Here is a 17,342-nt window from a genome sequence, read left to right on the forward strand (position 1 = left end):
GACAATAAAAATATTTGCGTTGTAAGTGAAAGTATAGTGTCTTTAAATTAAAAAAAATAATTTTATAGTATAAAATTCTCATTCATATCTTATTGACAAGAAATTTTTTCTTGTTAAAAGAATAATAGCTCTCATAGAAATTATTTTTTTAAGTCAGAAAATTTAAGGTGAATATATTGACGACTTCCTATAGAGACATACATTAATGTTTACAAACGGATTAGTTAAATATTTATCCTGAAAATTATCAGCTATTTTATGAGGTGAGAAACATGTATTTTGAGGTGTTTCAAGGAGTTCACAATCAATGGTACTGGCGTTTAATCTCAGGAGATGCACAAAAAATTGCTTTTTCTAGTAAAGGCTATCCAACAAAACAAGATATCCTAATCAATATTGAGCAAATAAAAGAAGTTACACATAAGGCTCTTATTAGAGAACTACAATCCTAACGTTCTTTACCATTAAAACAAGCGTTTATTTTGTATAATGGTATGTTGAGTTATTTTTGTGATAAATGAACAGTGATTGTTTTTCCCTCAATGAGAGGGCGTTTTTTGTATTATTTCTGACGCTTACAAATAACAGTCATATTCTTACAGATTATGTGTTTATTTTCAATCACACACAAATCTCTATAGCCTTTATCAAAAAGAAAATCTCTTAAGTCTTGTATTTTTCATAAAAAATAAACGCACATGAAGAGAAGATAAACATCAATGAGAGATATAATTACTCTACAAGATATTAATATCTTTTACGTTCATATTCCTCTTCTGTATCTGATAATCATAACTGACTTACCCATTTCATCTTCATAAAAAGCAAATATCTCTTTCTTCCTATTATCATGCAATTTTTTATACCTATTAGCTGAAACTATCGTAGCATTTATACCTTACATCTAAAAGGAACGTGCAAAATTGTTTCCAGCAATAATATAAAATTTCTGGATTGTATAGACGCGCTTTTTAATAACCAGCCTACCTATAAACTGGTTTATCATCATAAACTCTTATTTTATGACCAACGACGCTCTGTCTTATAAACTTAAATGTTTTCATAAAATCAGAGTAAACTTGAATATTCTCTTCTAATACAATATCTCCATCAGCACCATAATTGGCTTCATTAAAGTTTATCTCTCTCGTCATTCCAATCTTCCTAACACATTTTCAAACCCTTTAATGCAAAATATGAATACAATCACTCTTTATCATCTTCAGATTTAAGCATTTTTTTATATTTCTTTTCATTTTTTTCATATTGCTTAATTTGTTTTTTCAGTTTTTCAATTGCTTGGTCACGTCTTTTAATCACCATACTTTGCTCTCTAATAGCTCTATCTCGTTCTTCAGTCATCTTCATAGAATCTCTTAAAAACTCATGCTTTATTCTTCTAGATTCCTCTTTTAAAATTTTCACTTGACTGCGATAATATAAAGAAAACCGAAATATAACCCCGCTGCACAACAAAACAACAACCATTGCTCCCAATAAAATTTCGTTTACACTCATTTGGATCTCCCTTAATTGTCGCTCAAGTGATCATCTTGACCAATTTATTTCATCCTCAATCAAAAAAAGAATGCAATAAATTGCATGTTCCAAGTGTGAACAATCACTCTCGGCATTCTTATTTTCTCCATTAAAGCATTGATCAATGGCGCAAACAAATCTCTGAAAGCGGCTAAATCTACACTCACACCAATTATTTGCGACACATTTATTGACACAAAATACAAAAAATAAGGAACGTCAAATAAAACTAACGACGCAATGCAATCATAAAAGCCTTGCCCAAATCGTTCCTATCTTCCTTTTTACGCCATGTGGAATGCGGCTATATGAAAGTTTTTCATTATTACAAAAATCTTCACTGTCACAAAGCACAGCATTTCTGTAAAATTTTGCCTTCCCACAAATCTTTACATCACCATAAACTAAAGCATCATTATAAACTCGAGCCTTTCTACAATCACGAGTATCACCATAAAATTCAATACATTGAACATTCAAAACTTGATCAAAAAAGACCGCATTAGCGTAAACATATGCATCTCCACTCATATTCAAATAACGATAAAGTTCTTATTTTTCATAAACATGCAAACTCTTACGAACGACTACACAACCATATGTTAATGCATTGTTATAAATAACAATATCATTGTAAACAAGGGCATTGATCGAATGTATAATTCTACCAAACAACCACCTTTGTGGATCAGATTACCTTCCTGTTTAATAAAATATCCAAGATCACTTTTTTGATATTTCCCAATTTTTTAATGCATATATACGATATACCATCTGATAGTGATCTAATTTATTACAATAAAGGAGAAATCAGTATTCTTTGCCTATGAATTTACATTTTTTCTACAGCCATTATCCTATCTCTTAAGGCTCTAAAGCTTCGTTATATTCACATACTACCTCAACGCAGAATTTTTTTACAAATTCTGATGTTGGGGTATATCTTGATTTATAATGCTGCTACGTATACTATCACAGTGAAATCTCATAAACATACGAGTGTGTATCGCCCTTTCTGGTATACACATTTACTTTTTCACAACCGTGGAACTAAGCAACCATTTTTATTGATTCGAATCTGAAAGTGTATGGGGACATTTTGTTATTAGTTAAAAACAACTCTATATGCTTCCTTAGCGAAGAGCTACACATGGATATTTTCACGCTCCTTGTATCATATATTCTGGATTCGCAACGCAATATTAACGCTATAGCGTAAATATGTAAAGGTCTAAAAATGACAAAGACTGAAAAAGATTGGTTCCAACGCTTAGTTGAATTGATAAAAAGTGACGGACGAACAATGATTGAAATAAGCAGAGCTGCAGGCTGTGGACAAAATTACGTCCAACAAATGATAAATGGGGGAAAGAGGCCTTCTGTAGATAAACTCATGGCTATTTTGAACACACTGGGAAATGCTAGTGCCATATATGTAATAACTGGTTTCAACATCTCCGATGAAGATTTAAAACTCATAACTTTGATTTCGTCTGGAGATAAAAAGAAGATTGAAGCCTTAAATGTTCTGTTGAATGAGCAGAATCTGTAGAATTTTCTACTTTATCCAATATCGCTTGCTTTTGAGACGTCGATAAAGACTCCCATTTCACAATAATATCAGATAAAGTTGTTTCAAATTTTTTATCATTCTTCATAGTCATACTCCATGTAGTCAAACTATATAACGCTAAAGCGTTCAAATATATCTCATACCTTAGAAAAAAATATTTGCAATAGGCAGTATGGAAGCAATTGTGTACAAACTTATTTTACAAAATCAGATGAAGTTCTATTAGTCATGTACCATGGTGAAATAAAAGGCATCACACGATCCAGACCTTACTTATGAAAATTGGTATAATCTATCAAAAACGCGAATAATGTTACGCAGATCTTGCGATTCGGACCAATGAAAACTAATGTGAAAATATCCCTGAAGACACTCCTGAACTCTATATAAGAGAACACGAAAAAGCTTTTTTGAAAAAAATACATCACAATTTATTCTACATAGCACCATCTATGTTTTTTTAACAATATTGCAAAGCAAGAATATAACAATGTTATAGGAATAAATTCTTATAAACAGAGTCACACTACCTAAAACTCTGTAACACGTTTACAGGTAACCTCCCCTCTAAACGCACTTTGTAAATACTAATATAAGTCTCTATCATAAGCAAAAATGATACTCTTAAAAAATAAAACGAATCACCACGCACAATCTTTGTAGGTAAATTGTATGCAGATTTACAACAAGAGAGAAATTCCCTTATGCAAATGAAGAATTATATTGTCAAAGTATGATTTTGAAGAAGAAGTGTACTTTTACAAAAAAAAATCACCCTCCCTGCCAATACTTTTTCATAAGAGAGAAAACTCATAACAAAGATAAAACACGATCAATACGAGAAAAAGGTTAGCAATACAAAAAAGTGGTAGGTTTACCGCAATATTGCCAATCCCTTATGAGAGTAAAATTAAAAAAGACGTCTGCTCTTCAATAATAATTCGGATCACATGAAAACTCTATAATTTGGACATTAAGAAAAAAATACACAAAGACAGAAAATGGCATTTTAACGAATTTTCTAATATCATAGAAAACATTTCTTACAGAATAATAAAATGCTTATTACAATAAAATCGGGATGATGCAAAGCGATAGAAACAATCACTCAATTGATTTTTCAAAGAACAATTGATGAAATTCTTTTCAAAGAACACGCCTCCGTCACTATGAACAATATTTCTCAAAAATCAAATAGAACTCCTTTCTTGGGAAAAAGAAAATATCAACAAATGTTATCATCGTTGACCCCATGATACATATGAACGCCTATAGATCACATTCTCTTATATACAACCTTTCATCACGATGATGCTATTCGAACGTCTAAAAGACATTAACATCACTTAGAAAAAAGCAAATTTACACTAAATGTTTTTTGAGCCATTTGTTCTGAACAGGTCCAATCTTTAAAATTGGTTTTATTGAGATCTGTTTATTTGCAGAACAAGTATAAATAAATTTATCCAATGAAGCTTTTAGCCTTCTATTTTATGAAGCACATCACACAAGAAAAGTACAAAACAGTATATGAATTAAGCAAGTAAATAGCGACACATATCAGTTAATCAAAATGCTACAATGTTGCAAATGAGAGAACTTCTTTGATGAGACTAAAAAAATATACCCTCACTTTATATTAAAGTGACTGAGAGAAAAAAAATGAAACAAACAACGACTAAAGGATTTTAGAACAAACAGGAAAATAAATAAAAAAAACGAAAAAGGTAGAATCTCAAAACTTTTATATAAGCGATCCATTTTTCTATTGGATATTTCCCTATTGGTGGGCCCGGAGGGACTCGAACCCCCAACCAAGCGGTTATGAGCCGCTGGCTCTAACCAATTGAGCTACAGGCCCCACATAGGTTGTTTCTCTCTAAACTAAAATGCCCTATGATACAAGAGCTGACAAAGATTATAACCCATCTTTTTCTCTTTTCTATTGGTTTTTTTTCAGTGCTCTAATTTCTTTACAAAAACTCTTAAAAATGAGAGAATAATTAACTGACAAATATAAAGGTATAGATATGATAGAAAAGAAAATTCAACCACTGAAGGGTTCTCTGGTTAAAACAGTTATATTAGCATTTACACTCTTAACCACATCGTTGACTGTACGTGCTTATGCTGAAGAAAATAAAATGAAAAATGCAACAATTACAGTGACAGCAATCGGAGAAAGTCAAGCCGCACCGGATATGGCAATTATTAATCTAGCCGTTGTTACCTATGATAAAACTGCCCAAAAGGCATTAGCTTCCAATAATCAATCCATCAATGATATTATAAAAGCTTTTAAAAACAATGGTATCCAAGCAAATGATTTGCAAACATCAGGCTTATCCATTTATCAGTCAACCTCTGATAAACAGCACGAAAAAAAGAATAATGAAAAACTCTATCATGTTTCAAATTCTTTAACCGTACGCATTCGTGATCTTACCAATGCTGGTAAAATCTTTGATCAAGCGATGTCACTAGGTGTTAATTCAGTTAACGGCATTACTTTTACCAACGCAGATACAAAGCCATTTTATCAAGAAGCACGTAAAAAAGCCATTACTGAAGCCATTGAAAAAGCGCAAACGATAGCGCAAGCGGCCGATTTAAAATTAGGAAAAATTATTGAAATCAATGAAAAGGATGATTACTATCACCCAACACCACGTCTCATGAGTAGAGCAGCAGATGTAAGCTACGCAAATACAAATTTTGCAGGTGGTGAGTTAAATTATAACGTGAGCGTCACTGTAGTCTTTGCGATCGATTAAGTCACAAACAGTTGTATAAAAATTACATTACTGGCCTTCACGTAGAAGACCAGTAATGTGATAAAGATATTCTTCCTCAGATAATAATTCGTCTTCGTAAACCTCTATTTGTCCGCGTGCAGAAATACGCGCTGTATGTACCGTCTGACAATCTCCTGATACTAATGGATGCCACCAATGAAGATCTTTTCCCTCATAAATTAATCTATAAGCACAACTTTCTGGAAGCCAACGCGCTGTTTTAACTGTCGTAATGTCTAGCGACATACAATCTGGTACAATTGATTTACGATGAGCATAATCTCGACACCTGCAAGTTTCCCCATCTAAAAGACGACAAGCAATACTGGTTGCATAAAGGTCACCCGTATCGTCGTCCTCAACTTTATGGAGACAACAACGGCCACAGCCATCACAAAGGCTCTCCCACTCAGAAATGGAAATCTCTTCTAATTTTTTTACTTTCCAAAAGGGGAGTTCTCCACTCATAAACTCAGACACACCTTTTTTAATTAAGACGATCTATAAAAATAAAACGTTTAATTTCTATAATTTCATCTATTTCTGTCTCTTAAAAAGATTCAACTCAATGTATACTTTAAACCATGTTCTTAAAATCTATCTGAATAAAAAGAGAATATTCAAAAAATAGCGCATATAAATGAACATAACCTATTGAAAAATCTCTTTATAAACTGACAAAGAATAAAATGCGTCACCTAAAATGATAGAAAAATCCCGCAAAAGAATACACATTTTTCATCAAAAAGTCCGTATGTTGCAATATAAGTTTATTCCTAATAGATCCCATTTCTTAAAAAACGAGCTGCGCTATACGCAAAGTAATGTTTTTATCGTTCATTTCTTGAAAGCCCCCCTACTCTCTACTCCATAAACACCCTTTGCCCTATATCTATTCTTTTGAGACAGAGAAGTATAAAGCCCCAAAGCTAAGAAAAACATTAAACATCGCAAACTTTCTAGATTATTCAAATTCTTCCCATGTTTTTCTCAAGAAAGTATCCAAGTACAACATGACGCACCTCCCCCCCTTCATTAAGAAGAAAGAGGAAGTTATTAAAATGCACAAGAATTCCTTTATTTAAGAATCGAGAAAACTGCGCAATTTTCGTGAACGGCTAGGATGTTTCAATTTACGAAGTGCCTTTGCTTCAATCTGACGAATACGCTCTCTTGTAACTGAAAATTGTTGTCCTACTTCTTCCAACGTGTGATCTGTATTCATCCCTATTCCAAAACGCATCCGCAAAACACGTTCTTCCCGCGGTGTTAATGAAGCAAGAACGCGTGTTGTCGTATCTCGCAGATTAGCTTGGATAGCTGCATCAATTGGTAATAACGCATTCCTATCCTCAATAAAATCACCCAAATGGGAATCATCTTCATCACCAACAGGCGTTTCGAGAGAAATAGGTTCTTTTGCAATTTTAAGAACTTTTCGTACTTTTTCTAACGGCATAGAAAGCTTGCTAGATAATTCTTCTGGTGTTGGTTCTCGTCCAATTTCATGGAGAATCTGACGCGAAGTACGAACGATTTTATTAATTGTTTCAATCATATGAACAGGGATACGAATTGTACGTGCCTGATCAGCAATTGAACGTGTAATAGCCTGACGAATCCACCATGTTGCATAAGTTGAAAACTTGTAGCCGCGCCGATATTCAAACTTATCCACAGCCTTCATCAAACCGATATTGCCTTCTTGAATAAGATCAAGAAACTGCAAACCACGATTAGTGTATTTTTTTGCAATTGAAATAACAAGACGCAAATTAGATTCTACCATCTCTTTTTTCGCAATAGTTGATTCGCGTTCACCTTTCTGCACCTGCATAACAATCCGACGAAATTCACCAATCGAAATAGCCGTTTCTTGCGCAAGATTTTGTATCTCACTTCGCAGTTTTTGGATTTCTTTTGCTTCACGCACCGAAAACTCTTTCCAACCAGGTGTAGGCAAAGCAGCAATATAATTCATCCAATCTGCGTCCAATTCACGCCCTTGGTATTCTTTTAAAAAGTCCTCATGGCCAATGCCATAGCTATTGGCAATCCGTTTCAGCTTACCTTCATTATGAATCAATCTCTTATTGATGTCATAAAGCTGTTCAACCAAAGCTTCAATACGATTTTGGTTTAAAGAAAGAGATTTTACTGCTTGAATCAACTCACCCTTTAATTGAATATATTTCTTCTTCTGAGAAGAAGTAAGGGCCCCCTCTTTACGCTCTGCCAAACTGCTTTCAACATGCTGATCTTGTAATTTTCGTAATTTCACATAGGTTTGAGCAATAAAATCCAATGTTTCCATAACTTGAGGACAAAGCTCATTTTCCATTGCAGCAAGCGATAAGTTAACATCGTCATCGTCTTCTTCATCATCGTCTTCAATATTTCTCTCTCCTGCGCTCTCCCCCATATTACGTATACCAGAAGACATTTTTTCTTCTACCGTCTTATCAACTTCACTTCGCTCAATAATAGGAGCCTGCTTTGCTTCTGGACCAGCATAAGTCGTTTCAAGATCAATAATTTCACGAAGAAGAATACGCTGCTCTTTTAACTCGTCACGCCAGATAATAAGAGCCTGAAAAGTCAAAGGACTCTCACAAAGTCCCGCAATCATTGTCTCACGCCCTGCTTCAATACGCTTAGCAATGGCAATTTCGCCTTCCCGCGAAAGAAGCTCAACAGCTCCCATCTCACGCAAATACATACGCACCGGATCATCCGTACGATCTGTTACTTCGCGTTTATTCGTTGTCGTTGCAATTGCGTGGCTAGAGGCTTCTACTAAATCACCACCCTCTACCGTAACTTCTTCTTCATAATTTTCAGACTCAACTTCATCCTCATCATCCACAACATTAACCCCCATCTCAGAGAACATCGCCAAGATATCTTCAATTTGTTCGGATGTAACCTCGTCAGAAGGAAGAACTGCATTGAGTTCATCCATTGTTACGTAACCATTTTTTTTGGCAAGCTTAATCATTTTCTTGATGGCATCATCAGAAAAATCAAGAAGAGGACTATCCAAACTCGCTTGGCTTGTTACTTCTGCATTATCTTTCTGTTTAACCTTTGTTGCCATACCATAACTCCACTCGATCACTTCACAGTTTCCATGTAACCATAGTTTCCATGTGACCAGTTTGTTTGTTCTCACTAAAATCTACCAATAGTTACTCATATATACTTCCTTTTAAGAGATTACTATTGGAAAGAATACATTTTGTATATGCCCTGACATCCAGACAAACTCGACATCCAGACAAAAACGCGGGAAAACTCCAGAAGTTTCCCCGACACCTCTCAGCCCTTCTGAGATAATCTCTGTACCCTATCGTAAGAACCAATTTCCCGCTTTTCCTAAAATTTACCCGCTTTTTCTAAAATTTAATTGTCATCTTTACAAAAATGTCACTCCACATAAAGTTCCTCATCTAAAATTTAAGTGACTGATTCGCATTAAAAAAGCGAATCATTTTATCGTATCTTGTGTATTCCCGTCTATTTTTTCATCCAACCAACTTCCAAACCCTTCAATTAACGCTTCTGTTGCCTGCATCTGCTCCAGCTCATTTTTTACCTCACGAAGCAGATCAAAAACCTCACTCTTAGGATTTTCTACAAGTTGCTCTTCAATATCCTGTAATCTCTTATGTAGGTGGTGTTCTTGAAGATGCAAGTAGACAGCTTGTTTTAATATAGCACGTGCATCTTCTATAGGGGCTCCACCAAGGATAATACGCATACCAATATTTTGCACAAGATGTTTCATACGCTCTAACAGAGCTTTTTGTTCTCTTTTCTCTAAGAATGCAACCATCGTCTCTTTATCATGAAGCTGTTGGTCCCCAAGAATTTCCAACATAGCTTGATGAAGAGTTATCAATTGAGTATTTTTTAATTCTAACTCAGAAAGAATTTCAAAATTTTCATACCACAACTCAGGATAGTAAGCTAAAGTGAGTAAAATCACTGCTTCACGCAAAGGAATAGATTGCGAAGAATTTCGTACTATTTCAGAATTTGCTAACAGAGAAAAGGTTTGATCTTTAAAGGTCCTATTTGGTGAAGATTGATCATATCGCCCTCCCCCCTTTTTTTTCGAAAAAGAGGGACGAAAAAAATCAAAAAGGCGTTTTTTTACATCTTGCAAATAATAACGGCGGACATCTTCATCCTTAATCGTAAAAATTTGTTGTTTCAGTTGTTTTTCTAGCGCTGCTCGTGTCTCTGGAATTTCAAAATGCTTTCCATAGGTAGCTCGCCACCATAAAAGCTCACTCAAAGGAATTGCCTTTTGCAAAAAAGAAGAAAAAAGCTGTGCTCCACCAGCACAAACAATTTCATCAGGATCTTTCCCTTGTGGCAACAAAACAAAGCGTACACAAACCCCAGCCTTTAAAAGAGGCAACACACGATCAGCAACACGAAAAGCAGCTTTTAAACCAGCATCATCACCATCAAAACACAAAATGGGCTCCTTCCCCATCTGCCATAAAAGCTCAATTTGCGCTTCCGTTAATGCTGTCCCTAAGGGCGCTACGACTCCTTCAAAACCAGCTTTAGTCAATGCAATGACATCCATATACCCCTCAACAACAAGAAGTGAATGAATTTTTTCATCGCCAACAAAGCGACTATTTTTGCGAGCTGCTGCCGCGTTATAAAGTATATTTCCTTTATGAAACAGCACTGTTTCAGGGCTATTGAGATATTTTGCTCGTGTCTCTTTCTCTAATGCACGCCCTCCGAAAGCCACCACACGTCCGCGCAAATCTTCGATAGGAAACATAATGCGATTTCTAAATCGGTCATAAGAATCCGCGCTCTCCTCATGCACTGAGAGAAGCCCACATTCTTCCATTTGCTTTATTGAAATGCCCCGTGCACTCAAAGCTTCTTTCAAAGCTGTACGCCTTACCGGTGCAAAACCAATGCGGAAACGCTCTACAAGCTCTGGTGTAACACCACGTGCATCCAGATAACGACGTGCTTGCGTACTTTCTTTATCGCGTAAATTATATTGGAAAAAATCTGTAGCAATTTTCATCACATCATAAAGGTCAGCTTTTTCCAGTTGACGTTTATGACTTTGTGAATCCAAAATAGGGAGTTTTATTCCCGCAAAATCAGCCAAACGCTCTACACTTTCTGAAAAGTGCAATCCATCAAGCTCACACAAAAAGGTAAAAATATCTCCACTTACACCACAACCAAAACAATAATAGCGCCCTTTATGATCATCACAATGAAAACTTGGCGTTTTTTCACCATGAAATGGACAGCAACACCAAAAGTCTCCCCGTGAAGGCTTACTTTTTCGAGGATCAAAATCCACCCGTTGCCCAATCACTGTTGAAATTGGGAGTCTCGTACGCAGTTCATTAAGGAAATCGGGCGGAAAACGCATTATCTCTCACAGAGTTTGAAAATTCTTTTTTGCATATTTAACGACTTTAGAGCATAATTCCAATACTTCCTCTTAAGCAGTTGTAAAATTTTAAACCCTCAACTGCATATATTTTTAGAAATGGAGAATAAAAAAGTGATCGAATTTATTGTTCAATATCCGTGGTTAGAGGCTATTTCTTGGCTTATTATTCTTACTATAGCTGCCCTTTTAGTGAACTTTCTAGGACGAAAATTACTTATTCACGGAGCAAAAAAACTCTCTTCTTTTCTCCCCAAAAATACAACGATCGATATTAATAATGCTATTCAATACATGGCAAATATCACTTCAGCTTTTATTCTTTCAATTGGTGTTAATTTTATTCCAACATTGCCCGATGCATTTAGCACTGTCATCGGTAATGTTGCCAACGCCTTCATTATCTTTTTTGTTGTCCTGACAATTTCTTCCTGTCTCAATGTCATTAACATCCTTTACGAACAACGACCAACAGCACGACTAAAACCAATAAAAGGTTATATTCAAATTGCTAAAATTGCACTTTTTGCTGTTGCAACAATTTTAATGGTTGCTACATTGATTGACCGCTCCCCTCTTATTCTCTTCTCCGGTCTTGGTGCAATGGCCGCGGTTCTCATGTTAATTTTTCAAGATACGCTCCTTTCTCTCGTTGCCGGTATTCAAATTTCATCCACTGATATGGTTCGCGTTGGAGATTGGATTGAAATCCCCAATCTCGGTGCCGATGGTGATGTTATTGAAATTGCCTTGCATACTGTTAAAGTTCAAAATTTCGACAACACCATCACCTCAGTTCCTATCCGTAAACTTGTGACCGACCCGTTTAAAAATTGGCGTGGCATGCAAGAATCAGGTGGCAGACGCATCAAACGCTCCCTTTTTATTGATCAATCAAGTATCCATTTTCTCACAGAAGAAGAACAAAAATATCTTTCTCGATTTAATTTATTAGAAAATTATTTCACGCAAAAAGTAGCAGAAATTGATCAATGGAATGCTCAATTAGATAAAAATCATGATGTTTTAGCCAATACGCGCCGTTTAACCAACATTGGAACTTTTCGTGCTTATGTTTTTGCTTATCTACAACAGCATCTAAATATCAACCCTAATATGACCTATATGGCAAGGCAATTACCTCCTACAGAAAATGGTTTACCCTTAGAAATCTATTGCTTTACGAACACCACCGTTTGGATAGACTATGAACAAATTCAAGGCGATATTTTTGATCACCTTTATTCTATTCTGCCCTGTTTTGGTCTAAAGGTTTTTCAAAATCCAAGCGGTTATGATTTTAATCAAGTATTAAAAGCAAAAGTGAAATAAAAACAATAAACTTCAATTTATTAATTTTGAAGTAACCACATTCACAACAACAAAGAAAGAATAAAGTATCATGAATGGTTCATTGGTACTCCTTCATCTTGCCGGCGCTATTTCTTTACTTCTCTGGGCCACACGCATGGTGCGCACAGGAATTGAACGCGCCTATGGTGACAGACTTAAATATAAAATGTGCCACGTCATTTTAAAACCATTGTTTGCTGTAAGTTTTGGACTTTTTACAGCAATGATTTTACAAAGCTCTACAGCAATAACGCTCCTCGTTGGTTCTTTCGTTGAATCTGGTTTTGTCTCTGGAGTAGCAGGACTTATGGCTGTACGTGGAGGAGAATTAGGGTCAGCAATCGTTGTAAAAATTCTCACCTATGACCTCACTCTTGTTGTGCCCTTGTGTCTTTTAATTGGCACTTGTATCTTCATGACAACAGAAAAACGTGAATGGCGTCAAATAGGACGTATTGTCATCGGTATTGGTCTTTTGATTTTATCTTTAGAGATGATAAGTACAGCGACAGAACCTTTACGTGAAAGCGAAATTTTGCCTAGCATCATTCGTTATCTTTCAACCGATCCTGTTTCCTCTTTTTTGTTGGCTGCTGGCTTAACCTACCTCTTACATTCATCCATCGCAGGAATCATTTTGCTGGTCAATTTTGCCAATTACGATCTTATTCATACGCAACTCTGTGTTGTCATGGTTCTTGGTGTCAACTTTGGCTCTTCTCTTATAGCACCACTTTTAACGCGCAACGCCTCTCCTAATACCCGCCTCGTTCCCTTAGGAAACTTACTCATGCGTGGGGCCGGTTCAATCCTTATACTTATCTTATTTCTCTCCTTTCACCCTCCCATCACATGGCTTGGCAATAACGCCCCTACTCAAGTGATCAACGCCCATATCATTTTTAATGTTTTCATTCTCCTTGCTGGAATACCACTTTCAAAATGGGTTTTAAAATTAACCACTCAGATCGTGAATATAAGTGCAAAAAAAATGCAAGCTAACAAAACGCTCAATTTATCCGATCAAACAGCTCTTGATGACAGTGTTCTTGAACGCCCAACTCTCGCTCTCTCAAATGTCATGCGTGAAGTCATTCATATTTGTGATCTTGTAGACATCATGCTAGAAAAAATCATGGGACTTTATGAAAATCCTGACCCCAATATTATTCGTGAACTCAACCAACTCAACACCATATTGGACAAAAAACATATCGCCATCAAACTTTATCTTGCACGATTAGCGGGACAAAAATTATCTGACGAAGAAGCTCTTCAAACGCAAGAACTTCTAGGCGCCTGTATAAAATTAGACCAAGCAGGCGATATCATTATTCATAATATGCTGATGCTGGTTAAAAAGAAACAACAAAAAAGTTTACAGTTCAGCAGCGAGGGCTGGAGTGATCTCCTTCGTTTCCACGCCATTGTACTAGCCAACGCGCATATAGCATTTAACGTTCTCGTCTCACGTGATACACATACTGCACACCTATTGGTACAAAAAAAAGATCAACTACGAAACTTAGAAAAAGAGATGAGTTTAAAACATTTTAAACGTCTGCGTGAAGGGGATCTCAAAAATGTAGAATCATCCAGTCTTCATCTCGACACTGTGCGCGACCTCAAACAAATCAACTCTCTTTTGACCTCAATGATCTACCCCATTTTAGAAGAACAGGGACTTCTTCAAAGTTCTCGTCTACGCACCCCTGCTGAAGAACAAACAGAAAAAACTTAAACTTTTCAAATAACTTGAATAGAACACACATCACATCGATTATTTAATTTTGAATATGGTCAAGATATTGATTTAATCAAAACATCTTATTATTTGACAATTTAAATGAGCTTTCTTCATCGTAAATTTCTTTCATTTAAAATCTATTCATGATGAATTGCTCAAAGTCATTTGCTTGCACATTACAAACAAAGCAGCATGTAGAATAGAACTCTTGAAGAAAGACATAAAAATGCCTAACCATCTCAAAGCCAAGACTGTTAAACACATAAAGAGTAGGTCAAGAGTATGATAGTTCCAACCTAAACTCGCCTTGTAAAAAGGGGATCGCTTCACAGTAGCAGCAAAACAGAAATGCTCTATAAGGAATGCAAAACCCCACAAAAATGCAATATTTATATCAAGATCTGTAGAGGTTAAACCTATACAGCCACGCTATAACGTGTCAACAAAGCAGTTTTAATTTCAAACATCATTGATATCAATTGGCAAGCTCCAAACTTTTAAATATCCATTTTACTTATTGCTTTAATCACAGTTGTTTTTTTCAATTTAAGAGAGAGCTTTAAAAAGCTTATAAATACACTTTATGAGTTATTAAAACATTTTCACTAATATTTTCTTATTTTATTCGTATTTCTAAATTAATTAATTTGTTTATAAATTAAAATGTATTATATATTTATACTTATTAAGTATTATTATGATACATAATGTGAATATTATTTTAATATAAAGGAAAGTAATAAGTAAAATATCTAAAAGCAATGTCCTTTCCACTGGGTAAAAAAGGAATAAACCTTGATTTTTACAAAGTTTACTCTAGTTACAATTTAAATTCAGGCAAAGGAGGGTATCATGGAAAATGCAAACATCGGCTGGATTGCAGCTATTGTCATTGGCGGGATTGCAGGTTGGGCTGCACAGTATATTATGAAAAGCCAAACAGGAATATTGTTAAATATTATCTTAGGGATTATTGGCGCTGCGCTAGCAAGCTTTCTTTTTAGTCTTTTAGGTGTAAGTTTTGCTGGTTGGCTTGGCTATCTTATTTCAGGTTTTATAGGAGCCTGTATTCTTATATGGATAGGACAAAAAATTCGATCATAGAGTATTTATTTTTTACACCTTTTGGGATTCAATACAAAACTAGAAAACAACTAGCAGAGTTTGAAATATTTCCTTGTAACTTGTTGTTACCAATTTTGATATGATGATGAGATGCTTAAGCTGCGATTTTAGGCATACACCATCACCGTATTATAAAACGAAATGCAGTAAAGAACTTTATAACGCACCATTTCATACCTATATAAACTTACGCATATCAGGAGAGATATGTTGCGTTATTTTAACGAAATACGAACTGATTTTTGTACCACGTGCGCAAATCCAGCATATCTCACTGTAATAACAATTCATAAGGTTACAAAAATCACTAACGATGATTAAAAATTCTACCGTATAATGCTAATACCTATACACTCTATCAACAATACCCTTTTTACCAAGAAAACTCGAAGAGCTTTTTTGCATCTTAAGAAATAAAAAGAGACGGTAAGAACAAAATGATAAAGAATTTTTTCTAATCTATGAAAGAAAATAGTATATAAAATAAATATGAAATAATATTAATGTAACTTTATTATAGAATTACTACAAATTATGTTATGTGAAGTAATTTTTAACAATTTTAACAATATAATATATTTTAAAGTTTTCAAAAATATATGCATTAATATAAATTTCTTGATTATAAAGAATACGATCCCCTTTACATCTCAATTCAAAAGATTTGAATACCTCTTCACTTTCTAAAGTATAAAATAAAGTTTTGTTCCTCTTAAAACTTCCTCTTTATATCATCTTGCATAGATGAATTTTTAGCTCTTCTTTATATGCGTTACAAACGAATTTTAAAGTACGAAACATTTTTCCCATTGCTCTCATGCGATAAAGAAATTTCCGTAACGCATTGTGAAAGCGCCTTGGATAAAACATAATACCTTATTTTGCTTTTTTAATGAAAATAATCCTATAATATATACTTCCCGCATGTCTTCTTTTAAAGACCTTTGCAATCGACTTTCCCTTTGATATCTTCCTGTTAAAATCTTGCTGCTTTTATACTCCTTGTATTACAATAGAGCTATCTATTTAACCCAACATAACATATGGAATAAGACTTTAGCTGTGGAGTAAAACGATGTCTGATCTTGAAGATTCCATCTTACCGCCTCTAACGTGGTTCTCTGATCAAAATCCTCCAATACCAGAAAACGTTCGCGATTGGCTCATGGAATCGGGCTCGATGACGCTTCGATTAAAGAAATATTGTACCTGCCTCCAAGTTCAACCACAACGCGAATGTTTTATTACGCAAGATAAATTAACAGAAGAAGCAGAGCATCTCCCCGAAAGTGCGCGTTATTGGCTACGCGAAGTCATATTAATGGGAGATAATAAACCTTGGCTCCTTGGACGCACTGTAATTCCACAAGAAACCCTCCTACACAATCAAGCCTTGATGCATTTGGGAACTGTACCTCTAGGACATTATTTATTTAACAATGACAAATTAACCCGCGATTACATTCATATTGGTCAACAAGGTGCGCTATGGGCACGCCGTTCCCGTTTGCGGTTAACGGGTAAGCCATTGTTGCTAACTGAACTATTTTTAACAGATTCACCACTGTATCCCCACAAATAGAGGTTACTCATTTTATTCTGCATAATTTATAGATTTTATATAGCTTATAAGGGATTTAATCAGAGAAAAGAATTTCAAAATTATCTCAAGAACACATTAAAAACAAAGATTTCTTTTCAAAATATCCTTTTATTTCATAAACTCAGCTTTAAAAATCTCTTCCCTAGAAAAAACGTTCTAAA

General features: G+C 35.0%; 13 protein-coding genes and 1 tRNA gene. 7 read left to right on the forward strand and 7 right to left on the reverse strand.

The features are described 5' to 3' along the window. Positions 1 to 272 precede the first annotated feature (272 nt). Positions 273 to 452, forward strand: a complete 180-nt coding sequence (locus tag ACFIK0_RS05245; RefSeq protein ID WP_273790798.1) for a DUF1508 domain-containing protein — start codon at positions 273 to 275, stop codon at positions 450 to 452. A gap of 754 nt (positions 453 to 1,206) precedes the next feature. Here the strand turns inward: ACFIK0_RS05245 and ACFIK0_RS05250 are convergent. Both ACFIK0_RS05250 and ACFIK0_RS05255 read right to left on the reverse strand, forming a co-directional pair. After that, complete coding sequence (locus ACFIK0_RS05250; RefSeq protein ID WP_273790799.1) at positions 1,207 to 1,518, reverse strand: hypothetical protein; 312 nt, start codon at positions 1,516 to 1,518, stop codon at positions 1,207 to 1,209. 267 nt (positions 1,519 to 1,785) lie between these two features. Further along, positions 1,786 to 2,070, reverse strand: coding sequence for a hypothetical protein (locus tag ACFIK0_RS05255; protein WP_375631187.1), 285 nt, complete (start codon positions 2,068 to 2,070; stop codon positions 1,786 to 1,788). A gap of 706 nt (positions 2,071 to 2,776) precedes the next feature. Here ACFIK0_RS05255 and ACFIK0_RS05260 point away from each other — a divergent pair. Further along, positions 2,777 to 3,091, forward strand: coding sequence for a helix-turn-helix domain-containing protein (locus ACFIK0_RS05260; RefSeq protein WP_007347852.1), 315 nt, complete (start codon positions 2,777 to 2,779; stop codon positions 3,089 to 3,091). Here the strand turns inward: ACFIK0_RS05260 and ACFIK0_RS05265 are convergent. After that, complete coding sequence (locus tag ACFIK0_RS05265) at positions 3,015 to 3,197, reverse strand: hypothetical protein (RefSeq protein ID WP_273790801.1); 183 nt, start codon at positions 3,195 to 3,197, stop codon at positions 3,015 to 3,017. The two genes, ACFIK0_RS05260 and ACFIK0_RS05265, sit on opposite strands and share 77 nt — an antisense overlap. 1,699 nt (positions 3,198 to 4,896) lie before the next feature. After that, positions 4,897 to 4,973 (reverse strand) — tRNA-Ile (locus ACFIK0_RS05270). A 169-nt stretch (positions 4,974 to 5,142) separates the two neighbouring features. On the opposite strand from ACFIK0_RS05270, the gene ACFIK0_RS05275 reads away from it, so the two are divergent. Then, positions 5,143 to 5,886 (forward strand): SIMPL domain-containing protein, encoded by a 744-nt coding sequence (locus ACFIK0_RS05275; protein WP_273790802.1) that lies wholly within the window; start codon positions 5,143 to 5,145, stop codon positions 5,884 to 5,886. 27 nt (positions 5,887 to 5,913) lie between these two features. Here ACFIK0_RS05275 and ACFIK0_RS05280 read toward each other — a convergent pair whose 3' ends face one another. The 3 genes from ACFIK0_RS05280 to dnaG all read right to left on the reverse strand — a co-directional run bounded on the left by ACFIK0_RS05280 (position 5,914) and on the right by dnaG (position 11,332). After that, entirely contained in the window at positions 5,914 to 6,375 is a 462-nt protein-coding gene (locus tag ACFIK0_RS05280; RefSeq protein ID WP_273790803.1) for a YcgN family cysteine cluster protein, read from the reverse strand. 613 nt (positions 6,376 to 6,988) lie between these two features. Further along, entirely contained in the window at positions 6,989 to 9,004 is a 2,016-nt protein-coding gene (gene rpoD, locus ACFIK0_RS05285; RefSeq protein WP_273790804.1) for an RNA polymerase sigma factor RpoD, read from the reverse strand. Positions 9,005 to 9,394: 390 nt separating this feature from the next. Further along, on the reverse strand, positions 9,395 to 11,332 hold the full coding sequence (dnaG, locus tag ACFIK0_RS05290; protein WP_375663617.1) for a DNA primase: 1,938 nt from the start codon (positions 11,330 to 11,332) through the stop codon (positions 9,395 to 9,397). A 135-nt stretch (positions 11,333 to 11,467) separates the two neighbouring features. Here dnaG and ACFIK0_RS05295 point away from each other — a divergent pair, with 135 nt between their 5' ends. The 4 genes from ACFIK0_RS05295 to ubiC all read left to right on the forward strand — a co-directional run bounded on the left by ACFIK0_RS05295 (position 11,468) and on the right by ubiC (position 17,160). Further along, a complete protein-coding gene (locus tag ACFIK0_RS05295) occupies positions 11,468 to 12,685 on the forward strand; it encodes a mechanosensitive ion channel family protein (protein ID WP_375631190.1) in 1,218 nt (405 codons plus the stop codon). A gap of 70 nt (positions 12,686 to 12,755) precedes the next feature. Then, positions 12,756 to 14,447 carry a Na/Pi cotransporter family protein gene (locus ACFIK0_RS05300; protein WP_375663618.1) on the forward strand — a complete coding sequence of 564 codons (1,692 nt, stop codon included), beginning with the start codon at positions 12,756 to 12,758 and terminating at the stop codon, positions 14,445 to 14,447. An 858-nt stretch (positions 14,448 to 15,305) separates the two neighbouring features. Beyond that, positions 15,306 to 15,557 carry a GlsB/YeaQ/YmgE family stress response membrane protein gene (locus tag ACFIK0_RS05305; protein ID WP_273790808.1) on the forward strand — a complete coding sequence of 84 codons (252 nt, stop codon included), beginning with the start codon at positions 15,306 to 15,308 and terminating at the stop codon, positions 15,555 to 15,557. Positions 15,558 to 16,653: 1,096 nt separating this feature from the next. Beyond that, positions 16,654 to 17,160, forward strand: a complete 507-nt coding sequence (gene ubiC, locus ACFIK0_RS05310; protein ID WP_375663619.1) for a chorismate lyase — start codon at positions 16,654 to 16,656, stop codon at positions 17,158 to 17,160. The last annotated feature ends 182 nt before the right edge of the window (positions 17,161 to 17,342 follow it).

Origin of the sequence: Bartonella sp. CL63NXGY (assembly GCF_042194905.1) — a bacterium.
Classification (GTDB): Bacteria; Pseudomonadota; Alphaproteobacteria; order Rhizobiales; family Rhizobiaceae; genus Bartonella.

Coding starts and splice junctions, on each gene's coding strand:
- ubiC (WP_375663619.1), top strand. CDS start 16,654: ATGTCTGATCTTGAAGATTCCATCTTACCGCCTCTAACGTGGTTCTCT.
- dnaG (WP_375663617.1), bottom strand. CDS start 11,332: ATGCGTTTTCCGCCCGATTTCCTTAATGAACTGCGTACGAGACTCCCA.
- ACFIK0_RS05265 (WP_273790801.1), bottom strand. CDS start 3,197: ATGAAGAATGATAAAAAATTTGAAACAACTTTATCTGATATTATTGTG.
- ACFIK0_RS05300 (WP_375663618.1), top strand. CDS start 12,756: ATGAATGGTTCATTGGTACTCCTTCATCTTGCCGGCGCTATTTCTTTA.
- ACFIK0_RS05255 (WP_375631187.1), bottom strand. CDS start 2,070: ATGAGTGGAGATGCATATGTTTACGCTAATGCGGTCTTTTTTGATCAA.
- ACFIK0_RS05260 (WP_007347852.1), top strand. CDS start 2,777: ATGACAAAGACTGAAAAAGATTGGTTCCAACGCTTAGTTGAATTGATA.
- ACFIK0_RS05250 (WP_273790799.1), bottom strand. CDS start 1,518: ATGAGTGTAAACGAAATTTTATTGGGAGCAATGGTTGTTGTTTTGTTG.
- rpoD (WP_273790804.1), bottom strand. CDS start 9,004: ATGGCAACAAAGGTTAAACAGAAAGATAATGCAGAAGTAACAAGCCAA.
- ACFIK0_RS05280 (WP_273790803.1), bottom strand. CDS start 6,375: ATGAGTGGAGAACTCCCCTTTTGGAAAGTAAAAAAATTAGAAGAGATT.
- ACFIK0_RS05275 (WP_273790802.1), top strand. CDS start 5,143: ATGATAGAAAAGAAAATTCAACCACTGAAGGGTTCTCTGGTTAAAACA.
- ACFIK0_RS05245 (WP_273790798.1), top strand. CDS start 273: ATGTATTTTGAGGTGTTTCAAGGAGTTCACAATCAATGGTACTGGCGT.
- ACFIK0_RS05305 (WP_273790808.1), top strand. CDS start 15,306: ATGGAAAATGCAAACATCGGCTGGATTGCAGCTATTGTCATTGGCGGG.